Here is a 10,897-nt window from a genome sequence, read left to right as displayed (position 1 = left end):
CTTTTACCAGTAGAAGTATTGCATCAGGAAGACCCGATCGCTTGGGTCGCCTGAGGCATTTTTCATATAGAAGCGGCTGTCCGCTGCGGTGGCAAAGCGCCCTCCGCCGTACTCGTACCAGATACCGAACTGCATAAAGGACGTCGTTTCGTCCCCGCCATTGTCCGGACGGTGTTTGGCATAGCTGTAGGCGGTAGAAAGGTAGACGCCTTTTAGCGCTTCCACCATGGCGCTGACCATATAGCCCGTTTCTGTCCCTGGTACATCTTTACCCCTGGCGCGTCCCGTGTGGTGCCAGGCGCGTGCGGCCAGGTTCGGCGACAACATCCCGGTTAAAAAGAGTTGTCCGGTACCGTCGGTGATTTCCAGACCGTTCATCCAGGTGACATCTTTCGCGATGTCATACTGGAGATAGCCGTTCACCATCGCCGGATAGGTATACTTGTCGTCGTAGCGATCGTATTTGCCGAAATGCAGCCAGGCCTTGCTCTCATCATGATGCCCGGCAGGCGTTGCGGTGATGCTATAGCGCAGATCGCCGGAGAGATTCTGCACCTTGAGGGCATACATTATGTCGCGGGTGTTGGGGATCACGTAGCCCAGATCCGGGGTGAAATCTCCCCACCACTGCAGGTCATCCAGAGAAGAGTCCTGGCGCAGGCTCAACATAATTTCGGTGCTGTTAGCGGTTTTGTAGCCGCCGTAAACACGGTTAAGCCCCCCTTCGAAACCGCCCCAACTGTGGTCTGGTACCCAGGCGTTACCCTGACTATCGGCCTGAACGGTCCAGCCTTCGCCATAAATCAGGCCGAACCAGTTCCCGTGCTTCATCTCCAGACCGCCCTCAATATAGGTGCCGTCACTGTATTTATGTTTATTCTTACCCTCCAGATCCATATATCCGCCGATACCCAGTTCACCATAAAAGCGAAATGAAGAGGTGGTGAGTTCCGGTGTTTTGGTATCGTCGTGTTCAGCGGGTCGGGCTTCTTCTGCGGCAAATGCGGGGCAGCAGAAAGAGAGGGCAGCGAGTGCCCCAATTGTTTTCTCTTTAATTTTCATGCACTCATCCCAAAGAAAGAATATCCGTGCCTTCGGTGTTAATGAATATTTGAGGCTGGTGAGGCTTCAATTTGTTGTTGTTCTTTTGATAATCCTTTGACGTATTTGCTGTATTTCCACCAGGCAAATCCGAGGAATAAAACGATCCCTCCGACGTTATAGAAAATAATCGTCAGAATATTGCCACCGGTGGGGAAGGTTGAGGCCACAAAGCCGATAGCAAAAATCACAATCAGCATCGACACCACCACCATACCCATGGTGCGTGAGCCCATTTTGAAATCGCGCGGCAGGTGGTCGAGCTTACGACGCAGGTTCAGGTAGGCCAGCATAATGAACAGCGGCGGCAGCATGGAGGCGGCGGCGGTCATATTGATGACGGTGTTCATCAGCTCCTGAGCGGTATTTGAACCCATTGTGGGAATAATCATCAACGGGATCACAATGAGATACTGGATCCACGCCGCACGGGCCGGTACGCCATTTTCGTTCAGCGCCACGGTTTTTGGGCCAAAAATTCCGGTTGGGATCTCAGAGAAGAAGATTTTTACCGGCGTTGCGGTCCACATCAGCAGAGAACCGAACATCGCAGTAAAGGAAACCAGGCCGACAAAGCGGTTCATCAGGACTTCCGGCAGCCCAAACCACACCGCCAGACCGTGGAACACCTGAACCGAACCGCCGGTAAATTTCAGTTCTTTACTGCTGATAAAGACGTTAATCAACACCGAGGAGATGGAGTACAGCACGCCGATGAAAATCCCCGCCAGAATAATCACCTTCACGAAGGATTTAGAGCCACCTTTAACGTCGTTGACATAGACCGCAACGGATTCCGCGCCACCGGCAGCCATAAATATCCAGGTGGTGATGCCGAGGAAGGCCCAGTTGAAGTTCGGGATCATTGCGTCAACGGTGATCGGGTCGGCTGGCTGCACGCCACCCACCAGCGCGGCGCCGGCCAGAAGGATATAGGAGAGAGTGAGCAGCAGCATCAGTGTGGAGGTCACTGAGGTGATCGGCCCCAGCATTTTCGCCCCGTTGGTGGAGACCCAGGTTGAGAACGCGAACAGCACCATACTCAGTACCGTGGTAGCAAACGGCGTAAGAATGTACTCATAGCCTAAAAAAGCATATGAAGCGTAGGCGATGACGCGCGGTAATAACGAGGTGAAGAAGAACAGATTCACGAACCAGTAGGTGTAGGCGGTAATAAAGGCCCAGCGTCCGCCCAGCGAACTTTTCACCCAGGCGTAAACCCCGGCTTCGGAGTTTTTATTCAGTGAGACAAATTCAGCGATAATTAAGCAGAACGGAATGAAATAGAACAGGGTGGCTAAAAAGAACATGGGCGCGGAGGCGAGCCCCAGCTCAATATTGTTATTGATAACGTTGTTAAAACTAAACACGGCGGCAAATGTCAGCGACAGCAGGCCGAATTTGCCGATGGTATTGCGTTTGATGGTTTCAGACATAACGTTTCTCCGGGTACAGGGAGGATAGCGGTGCTTCATTGGCACCGCTCACATTTTTATTTGTTATGGAAATAACCGTCTTCGATGGTGACATAGAGGACGACTTTTTTTGTCGGCATGTCGCTGATGAAGCGATACGCCTCGTGATTCTCACAAATCACAACTTGCCCCTCGTGGACCTGAGCGGTGTGACCCACACCTTTCAGGTATTCGCGGTCGGTTTCATCGCGATAGCACTCCACAACCTGCAGGGATGCTTTCGCGGCGTATTCAATTTTCTGCGTGCCCTGTAGGTAGTAATGCACTTCGAAATAGCGCCGATGACCGACAAATAGCGCGTCGGTACTGGCATCGCAGGAGACGCGGTAGGCCAGCGAATCACCGATCGAGTGGGCTACACCGGGTTGGATGTTGTCGATATTGTTAATCGCTTCTGAACAGCGCTGCCATTTACGCCCCGCACGGTAAAGTTTCTGGAACTGTTCCAGACTGTCGATAACGATCATTGGTTTGCCTCGCTGTGCGAATTCATGGAGAAGAAACCGGTGCCAAACTGATGGTTCGCCAGCGCCTGCGCGGCAGTTTGCCCACCTTCAAGCGGGAGCAGCGTGAAGCCGTAGCGGAACGGTCTGAACCAGACGCGCCAGGCGTCCAGCACTTCGCTTCCCCAGGAGTTAGAGCCTAAACCCAGTACCTGATGGTCAAGGTTGAGGGTGATGTCATCGCAGCGACGCAGTTCGTTGCAGTGTTGTGCTGCGTGGATGTTTTCTGCCGTGTAGTGCCATGCGCTGAAATGGATGGGTTGCTCAGGCACCACCAGCAGGCCGCTGCCGTGACGGTTGGCAAGCGTGGCCCAGCGTACCTGCTGGCGGTTGCCGTTGTTCTGCGGGAACGGATAGTTTTCAAACATCTCATCTACCGTGGTGTGCCACAGATCGATGGTGCTGGCCTGTTGGCTGTCCGGATAGTTTTCCCCCGGTCCGCGTCCGTAATAGCTCACCTGGTCAAATTCGCCGTTGATGCCGAGCGTAAAGCCGATGCACGGAATGATGTGTGGATACTCGCCGTAGCGCTCACCGCTCAGTTCAACGTTGATTTGCCCATCGGCGGCGATGCGCCAGCGGTAGGTGCAGCGCATGCCAAAATCAAACACCGGCGGGGCAATCAGCGTACGGGTTGTGATAATGATCGCGTCGTCACGTTGCTCAACCTCGAAACCGCGCAGGTGCTCCTGCATGATCTGCAGGTGGTTGGGTTGCCACAGCCCTTCATACTCTTGCTTGTGGTTATCAATCATCGGCTTGAAGAAGTTAATCTTCGGCTCACGAGTGATGTTCTCTTCGCCGTTTACCTGCCAGGCGCTGAGTTTTCCCGTCACTTTAGAGAAGCTCGCGCGGAAGTTGTGTCCGGTCACGGTGCAGCTCAGGCGATCCTCTTCCAGATGAAGTGGCGTCGCGTTGGTATTGATAAGCGGTGTGGCGTGGTTTGTGCGTGCTTTTAACGGGAACTGGTACACAGCGATACCGTGCCCGGCTTCGCTGTAGCGCGTACGGCTATTTTTGCTGATGCGCACGGTCAGGAACGCTTCCCGCTCATCCAGTTCAGGTAAATTCAGGCTTATGCTGCTTTCGCTGTTGGGGGCTACTCCTGTCATCGTCAGTAGCTGGCTGTGCAGGGTTTCACCTTCCGCCCGTACCTCGACGTGCAGGGTGTAATCATCCAGGTTTGTGAACCAGAAGCGGTTTTCTACGCAGAGTTTGTCGTCCTGCCAGCGTAGTTTCACCGGAGCAATTACCTGCTTGTACTCACGCAACCCCGGGCCTGGGGTTTGATCGGAGTAAATCAGCCCGTCGAGGCAGAAGTTGTAGTTATTCGGGTAGTCGCCAAAATCACCACCATAGGCGTAATACGTATTGCCTCTGGCATCAACCGCCTGAATACCGTGGTCGCACCATTCCCAGACGTAGTGGCCCTGAATGCAGTCGTGACGATCGAACACGTTCTGGTACTCAGTTAACCCGCCGGGACCGTTGCCCATCGCATGAGCGTATTCACAGATAATCCGTGGTTTGGCGTGCGGGTACTCACCGAACAAATTCATCAGCGGTACGCGGGTATACATGGTGGAGATGATATCCACTACCTCGGCATCGCGATCTTCTTCATAGTGCAGCAGTCGCGTGTCATCCAGCGCTTTTGCGGCACGGGCCATGGCGCGGATGTTGCAGCCGTAGCCTGACTCGTTCCCGAGCGACCAGATGATGATGGACGGGTGGTTTTTCTGGGCGTGAATGTGGCGCTCAATGCGCTCAACGTATACGTGCTCCCATACCGGATCGTCGGTAATTCGACTCAGGTCGCCAACGTTGGCAAAACCGTGGGATTCCACATCCGTTTCCGCCATCACAAACAGGCCGTAGATATCGCACAACTCATAGAAGCGTGGATCGTTGGGGTAGTGGGCGGTGCGAACCGAGTTGATGTTGTGCTGCTTCATCAGGATCAGATCGCGCTCAACGCGATCCATGCCCACCGCACGGCCTTTCAGGTGATCGTTATCGTGACGGTTTACACCGTGGAGTTTCAGGTAGTGGTTGTTAACGTAGAACAGGCCGTCGCGCACTTTAATGTCGCGGAAACCAACCCGCTGCGGGATCACCTCCAGCGTTTGCCCGTGCTTATCTTTAAGCGTTACGACCAGATGATAGAGGTAGGGCGATTCCGCAGACCACTGCTGAGGCTGTTTGACCTCAATGCTAAAGGCGGTTTCAGTGCTGCGGGACACGGTCAGGCTGTCGGTCGTGCCCTGATGAAGTCTGACCTCGCCATCAAACAGGGCGTACTCCAGCGACACGGTAGAGGCGTGAGGGGCCAGGTTTTCCAGTTCCAGCTGACAGAAAAGGGTCGCATCCTTGTATGACTCGTCAAACGTGGTTTTGATCGTGACGTCGCGGACGTGTGTCGGCGTTTTACCGACCAGATAAACGTCGCGGAAAATCCCTGCGGTCCACCACATGTCCTGATCTTCAATGTAGGTGGAGTCTGCCCACTGCATCACACGCACGCACAGCAGGTTTTGTCCGCTATGTACCGCGTCGCTGATATCAAATTCGGCAGTCAGTCGACTTCCCTTACTAAAACCGATGTAGCGGCCATTCACGTAGACTTCGAAGTAGGTTTCGACGCCGTCAAACTTGATGATTGTCTGTTTACCCTGCCAGTTGTCTGACAGAGTGAACCAGCGCTGATATGCCCCGGTGGGGTTATCGGTGGGCACCCACGGCACGTCTACCGGGAAGGGGAAACCCTCATCGGTGTATTGCAGTTGACCGTGACCTTCCATCTGCCACATGCCCGGTACGGTAATCTGGCCCCAGTCAGCCATGTACTGTGTGGTGAAGTTTTCCGGTACCAGCAGCGGGTTCGGGAAAAAATGAAAGTTCCACTGGCCGCTTAGCGACAGAAAATGGCTGCTGACCTCGCGGGCAAAGGTGAGAGCCTGGGCGACAGTGTCATAAGAGAAGAAGTACGCACGCGGCGGAAGCCGGTTTTCATGCGTGAGTTGAATATTTTCCCAGCGATTCATGCGATCTCCCTGTAGGGGTAAAACATCATTGCTGAGGATTTTAGTAAAAATTTTACTAAATAAAATCAGTAAAACTGATTTGCTTTAACTCGATCACGAAATAAAAAAAGCCGGGCATGCCCGGCTGTGTGTTTGAAGAGGGGAAATCAGCGTGTCGTGCCGCGCAGTTTCAGGACGCTTGGCACGAAAACCTGAAGGGGGAGTGCCCGGCCATCACGGGATTTTTCCAGCAGCAGGTTAACGCCCTGACTGCCCATCATTTCGGAATGAATGCGTACGGTGGAAAGCGGCGGAAAGGTGAAGCGGGCGGTTGGGATATCGTTCACGCTAATGAGCGAGATATCCTCAGGGATCGCCAGCCCCTTTTCGTGGATAGCGCGTAATACTCCGATGGCGATGGAGTCTGACGCCACAAACAGCGCGCCAGGCCAGCTCTTCTCAGCCAGCATTTTTTTCGCCAGTTCATATCCTGAGGAGCTGGAAAATCCGCCGCGCCAGATATCCTGCTCTGACACAACGCCTTTCAGGCGCCCATATTCCACAAATGCCGCTTCACGGATATCGGCTTTACCGGGTTCATCTTCTCCGCCGATAAAACCGATGCGTTTAACATCCTGCTTAATAAAGAAGTCTATGATCTGTTTGCTGATGCGGGAGAGGTCGATATCGACGGAGTCAAATTCGCTACCGGGCTCATGGAAATCAATAAAACAGACGTTGTCGGTCAACGCCATCGCAGTGCGGCGTATGGCTGTGGAAGGTTTGCCGACAATCAGTACCCCGGTGAGTTTTTTAATGTCAGGCAGGGTTGTATTGGCGTAACAGTTACTCAGTTCGACACCCAGTTTTTCACACTGTGTCTCAATGCCGTGGCGAATCGCAAGGTAGTAAGGGTCGTTAATCTCCAGCTCTTGCTGATAGCTGTAGAGTGCCAGAATATGTTGTTGACCCACTGCGACAGACTGCATTTTACGGGACGTTGTGCTCTTATATTCCAGCTTTTCAGCAATCTCCAGAATGCGGTGTTTGGTCTCTTCTTTTACGTTCAACGTTGGGTCATCGTTTAAAACCCGGGATACCGTCGCCAGCGAGACGCCAGCCTCCGTCGCGATGTCTTTGAGCGTTGCCATAATTGTCCTTATTCCCCACGTGATAACCCATTGTAAAGGATGCGTTCGGACATGCATCAGTTTTTACTAAATATCCTGCGTGTTGCCTCCCACAAATATCGTGCTAATATTTAGTAAAATTTTACTAAGGAGGGAGCATGGACACGATAACTTACGATGACTTTGCAAAGCTGGAGATCCGCGTGGGGACGATCGTGGACGTTAAACGCCACGCTAACGCAGACAAACTCTATATTGCGCAGATTCATGTGGGCGACAGAACGCTGCAAACCGTCACCAGCCTGGTGCCCTATTACCGGGAAGAGGAGTTGATGGGGAAAGTGGTGGTGGTGCTGTGTAATCTGGCAAAAGCCAAAATGCGCGGCGAGACGTCTGAATGCATGTTGCTCTGTGCGGAGACTGACGATGCCAGCGAAAGCGTGCTGCTAACACCGGAGCGGGCGATGGCAGCAGGGGTAAGAGTGGTGTGAAAAAGCCGGGTGGCGGCTATGCTTTACCCGGCCTATGTTTCGGACCATGTAGGCCCGGTAAGCGTAGCGCCACCGGGCACGCAGGCCGCACTAGATCACGCTCAACGCCTTCTCAACCACGTTCTCAACGGTAAAGCCGAAATACGGGAACAGCTTATCGGCAGGCGCCGATTCACCGTATCCGTGCATCCCGACAATTGCCCCCTTCAGTCCCACGTATTTGTACCAGTAGTCTGCAATACCCGCCTCTACCGCTACGCGAGCCGCAACGTTTGATGGCAGAACCGCTTCCCGGTACGCTTCATCCTGGGCGTCAAAGATATCCGTTGATGGCAATGAAACCACGCGCACCGCATGACCTTCGGCGGTCAGCTTCTCGGCGGCTTTCACCGTGATTTCCACCTCTGAACCGGTCGCAATCAGGATCACGTCCGGTTTACCGCCGCTGTCTTTCAGGATGTAGCCGCCGCGGGCGATGTTTTTCACCTGCTCCGGGGTACGCTCAATTTGCGCCAGGTTCTGGCGTGACAGGATCAGCGCTGTCGGGCCAGTATGACGTTCCACTGCCAGCTTCCAGCCGACCGCCGCTTCCACCTGATCGCACGGACGCCAGGTGCTGAAGTTCGGCGTTAAGCGCAGGCTTGCCAGTTGTTCCACCGCCTGGTGCGTTGGTCCGTCTTCTCCCAGACCAATTGAGTCATGGGTATAGACCATAATCTGTCGCGCCTTCATGAGGGCCGCCATGCGCGCCGCGTTACGGGCATACTCGACAAACATCAGGAAGGTGGCGGTGTAGGGCACGAAGCCGCCGTGATGGGCGATGCCGTTGGCAATGGCGGTCATTCCGAATTCGCGCACGCCGTAGTGAATGTAGTTCCCGGCGATGTCCTCTTTCAGTGATTTCGAGCCAGACCAGATCGTCAGGTTACTGGGTGCCAGGTCCGCTGAACCACCGAGCAGTTCGGGCAGGATAGGCCCAATGGCATTGAGCGTATTTTGAGACGCCTTACGGGTGGCGATTTTCGCCGGGTTAGCCTGCAGGTTTTCAATCAGCGCCTGGGTTTTATCGTCCCAGTCTTCCGGCAGACCGCCGCTCATGCGGCGGGAAAACTCGGCGGCCAGGTCCGGGTGCGCTTTTTTGTAAGCGGAGAACTTCTCGTTCCAGGACTGCTGTGCCTTTTCACCGGTTTCTCGGGCATCCCATGCTTTGTAGATCTCTTTTGGGATTTCGAACGGCGGGTATTTCCAGCCCAGTTTTTGTCGGGTTAACGCCACTTCCTCTTCACCCAGCGCCGCGCCGTGCGCCTCCTCTTTACCTGCTTTGTTTGGCGAGCCGAAGCCGATAACCGTGCGGCAGATAATCAGCGACGGTTTGTCCTTCACGCTCTGCGCTTCCTGAATCGCTTTTTTCACTGCCTCAGGATCGTGCCCGTCGATCTCATGTACCACGTGCCAGTGGTAGGCTTCGAAGCGTTTCGCCGTGTCGTCGGTGAACCAGCCTTTGGTTTCCCCGTCGATGGAGATGCCGTTGTGATCGTAGAAGCCAATCAGCTTGCCGAGCCCCAGCGTGCCCGCCAGGGAGCAGACCTCGTGGGAAATCCCCTCCATCAGGCAGCCGTCACCCATAAACACGTAGGTGTAATGGTCAACGATGTCATGCCCCGGCTGATTAAACTGCGCGCCCAGCGTACGCTCGGCAATCGCCAGCCCGACTGCATTCGCCAGCCCCTGACCGAGCGGTCCGGTGGTGGTCTCCACCCCTGGCGTATAGCCAATCTCCGGGTGCCCCGGCGTTTTGGAGTGCAGTTGGCGGAAGTTTTTCAGCTCCTCAAGCGGCAGATCGTAGCCGGAGAGGTGCAGCAGGCTGTAGAGCAGCATTGAGGCGTGGCCGTTGGAGAGAATAAAACGGTCGCGATCGTACCAGGTGGGGTCGTTGGGGTTGTGCTTCAGGAAGTCGTTCCACAATACTTCGGCAATATCAGCCATGCCCATAGGCGCGCCAGGGTGGCCGGAATTGGCTTTCTGCACGGCATCCATGCTGAGGGCGCGAATGGCATTGGCTAGCTCTTTACGGGACATAGTTCACTCCGTGGCAAGGTTAAAGTTTGGCGGCGAGAAGGTCTTCAAGTTTGCGCTGATCGACGGCGAACAGGCGGATACCTTCCGCCAGTTTTTCTACGGCCATGGCGTCCTGATTATGTTCCCAGCGGAACTCGGCTTCGGTCATGGCTTTCGGTTTTGGCAAGACGGTAGAGGTGGGCACCAGCTTGCGGATCACCGTCTCTTCTTTGTCCTGCAGCTCTTTGAGCAGATTAGGGGAAATGGTCAGGCGGTCGCAGCCTGCCAGGGCGAGGATCTGCTCGGTACGGCGGAAGCTGGCACCCATCACGATAGTGTCGTAGCGGTGCTGTTTAAAGTAATCATAGATATTACGAACCGATTTCACGCCCGGATCCTCATCGACCACGTACGGATCCATCGGCTGTTTTGCCTGATACCAGTCGTAGATGCGTCCGACAAATGGCGAGACGAGGAACACCCCCGCTTCGGCACAGGCGCGTGCCTGAGCAAACGAGAACAGCAGCGTCAGGTTGCAGTGGATACCCTCTTTTTCCAGCACTTCCGCCGCACGAATACCTTCCCACGTCGACGCCAGTTTGATCAGGATGCGAGATTTATCGATCCCCTGTTCCTGGTAGAGTTCAACCAGACGGCGAGCCTTGTGAATACTCTTTTCTTTATCGAAAGAGAGGCGGGCGTCGACTTCGGTCGAGACGCGTCCGGGGATGCTTTTAAGAATTTCTGCACCAAAATTAACGGCCAGCTTGTCGCTGGCTTCGGTGACCTGCTGCTCCTGGGTTTTCCCGCGCTGTTTACCGTAGGCAATGGCGTCATCAATCAGATGACTAAAATGCGCAAGCCCGGCGGCTTTAAGCAGTAGCGAAGGGTTGGTGGTCGCATCCTCCGGCTGATAGTGGCGAATCGACTCGATATCGCCGCTGTCTGCGACCACGGTGGTGAATTGTTTGATGCCGTCTAACTGATTCATAAATAATTACTCCTTGAAAATAAAAGAGTTAGATGAGTGCGTTAGTTCACACTTCTGGAAAAATCATGATGGACTTAACAAAAAAGCATAGCAGACGGGGGCGGCATTGCTTTTGAGACGGGTAA

Annotated in this window: 8 protein-coding genes; 1 reads left to right on the top strand and 7 read right to left on the bottom strand. The window is 54.3% G+C overall.

Going from position 1 to position 10,897, the window contains the following annotated elements; all coding sequences use genetic code 11:
- Window positions 1-3: 3 nt before the first annotated feature.
- The 5 genes from ygjJ to ebgR form a co-directional block, all read right to left on the bottom strand.
- The gene (gene ygjJ, locus ACLHV8_RS15975; protein ID WP_028016148.1) at window positions 4-1,062 is read right to left on the bottom strand and encodes a protein YgjJ; all 1,059 of its coding nucleotides are present in this window, start codon (window positions 1,060-1,062) and stop codon (window positions 4-6) included.
- Window positions 1,063-1,100: 38 nt separating this feature from the next.
- Complete coding sequence (locus ACLHV8_RS15970) at window positions 1,101-2,537, bottom strand: amino acid permease (protein ID WP_028016149.1); 1,437 nt, start codon at window positions 2,535-2,537, stop codon at window positions 1,101-1,103.
- Between the two features lie 56 nt (window positions 2,538-2,593).
- Entirely contained in the window at window positions 2,594-3,043 is a 450-nt protein-coding gene (locus ACLHV8_RS15965; protein WP_028016150.1) for a beta-galactosidase subunit beta, read from the bottom strand.
- Complete coding sequence (gene ebgA / locus ACLHV8_RS15960) at window positions 3,040-6,123, bottom strand: beta-galactosidase subunit alpha (protein WP_208594498.1); 3,084 nt, start codon at window positions 6,121-6,123, stop codon at window positions 3,040-3,042. The genes ACLHV8_RS15965 and ebgA overlap by 4 nt, the downstream gene beginning before the upstream one ends.
- 146 nt (window positions 6,124-6,269) lie before the next feature.
- Window positions 6,270-7,253 (bottom strand): transcriptional regulator EbgR, encoded by a 984-nt coding sequence (gene ebgR / locus ACLHV8_RS15955; protein ID WP_208594499.1) that lies wholly within the window; start codon window positions 7,251-7,253, stop codon window positions 6,270-6,272.
- 137 nt (window positions 7,254-7,390) lie between these two features.
- Between ebgR and ACLHV8_RS15950 the strand changes: the two genes are divergently transcribed.
- Window positions 7,391-7,723: a tRNA-binding protein gene (locus ACLHV8_RS15950; RefSeq protein ID WP_108090861.1), complete on the top strand. Its 333-nt coding sequence runs from the start codon at window positions 7,391-7,393 to the stop codon at window positions 7,721-7,723.
- A 90-nt stretch (window positions 7,724-7,813) separates the two neighbouring features.
- Here the strand turns inward: ACLHV8_RS15950 and tkt are convergent, their stop codons facing one another.
- The gene (gene tkt / locus ACLHV8_RS15945) at window positions 7,814-9,802 is read right to left on the bottom strand and encodes a transketolase (RefSeq protein ID WP_208594500.1); all 1,989 of its coding nucleotides are present in this window, start codon (window positions 9,800-9,802) and stop codon (window positions 7,814-7,816) included.
- 19 nt (window positions 9,803-9,821) lie between these two features.
- Window positions 9,822-10,772 (bottom strand): transaldolase, encoded by a 951-nt coding sequence (gene tal / locus ACLHV8_RS15940; RefSeq protein WP_129324032.1) that lies wholly within the window; start codon window positions 10,770-10,772, stop codon window positions 9,822-9,824.
- Window positions 10,773-10,897 lie beyond the last annotated feature (125 nt).

The organism is Enterobacter sp. CPE_E863 (assembly GCF_046521465.1).
GTDB classification, from domain to species: domain Bacteria; phylum Pseudomonadota; class Gammaproteobacteria; order Enterobacterales; family Enterobacteriaceae; genus Enterobacter; species Enterobacter adelaidei.
The sequence above is the reverse complement of the archived record's forward strand: the minus strand, read 5'-3'. Positions and strand labels throughout refer to the sequence as shown.

Excerpts from the sequence above, each read along its gene's own strand:
- ygjJ (WP_028016148.1), bottom strand. The coding sequence starts at position 1,062 with ATGAAAATTAAAGAGAAAACAATTGGGGCACTCGCTGCCCTCTCTTTC.
- ACLHV8_RS15970 (WP_028016149.1), bottom strand. The coding sequence starts at position 2,537 with ATGTCTGAAACCATCAAACGCAATACCATCGGCAAATTCGGCCTGCTG.
- ACLHV8_RS15965 (WP_028016150.1), bottom strand. The coding sequence starts at position 3,043 with ATGATCGTTATCGACAGTCTGGAACAGTTCCAGAAACTTTACCGTGCG.
- ebgA (WP_208594498.1), bottom strand. The coding sequence starts at position 6,123 with ATGAATCGCTGGGAAAATATTCAACTCACGCATGAAAACCGGCTTCCG.
- ebgR (WP_208594499.1), bottom strand. The coding sequence starts at position 7,253 with ATGGCAACGCTCAAAGACATCGCGACGGAGGCTGGCGTCTCGCTGGCG.
- ACLHV8_RS15950 (WP_108090861.1), top strand. The coding sequence starts at position 7,391 with ATGGACACGATAACTTACGATGACTTTGCAAAGCTGGAGATCCGCGTG.
- tkt (WP_208594500.1), bottom strand. The coding sequence starts at position 9,802 with ATGTCCCGTAAAGAGCTAGCCAATGCCATTCGCGCCCTCAGCATGGAT.
- tal (WP_129324032.1), bottom strand. The coding sequence starts at position 10,772 with ATGAATCAGTTAGACGGCATCAAACAATTCACCACCGTGGTCGCAGAC.